The 340-nt window shown below is 49.1% G+C and carries 1 pseudogene; it reads right to left on the bottom strand.

Annotated features, from left to right (window positions below):
* A pseudogene (locus L6H65_RS26505) lies at positions 1-340 on the bottom strand (HNH endonuclease); the annotation flags it as partial.

Raw genomic sequence — 340 nt, 5'->3', positions numbered from 1 at the left:
GATCACCTAGAAAATGGTACTCGTTTTCAATCGCAAACCCGCTTAGCTTGCCCAGCTTATTCGCCATCAGCTGACTCGTTGCCTTAATAATGACCCGCTTGGGCGTAAAGATCGAGATCTCTTCATCCGCATTCAACGTCAGCTTCTTATGACTGGTCAGCGTAATTCCTGTTGCATCGTCAATGCTCAGCTTCAGTGGTTCCTTGTTCCCGCTCAAGACATTGATCGCCGTCGGCAGCAGTTCGACCTCACTTCCATGCTCCGTGCCAAAATATCGATTGCTAGGATTGCTTGTCTTCTCACAGCTGCCGCCATTGTTTCGAACACAGCCAACTACAAG

The organism is Paenibacillus plantiphilus (assembly GCF_927798095.1).
Classification (GTDB): Bacteria; Bacillota; Bacilli; order Paenibacillales; family Paenibacillaceae; genus Paenibacillus_Z; species Paenibacillus_Z plantiphilus.
Note: the sequence above shows the minus strand (reverse complement) of the source record. Positions and strands in the feature narration are given on the sequence as shown.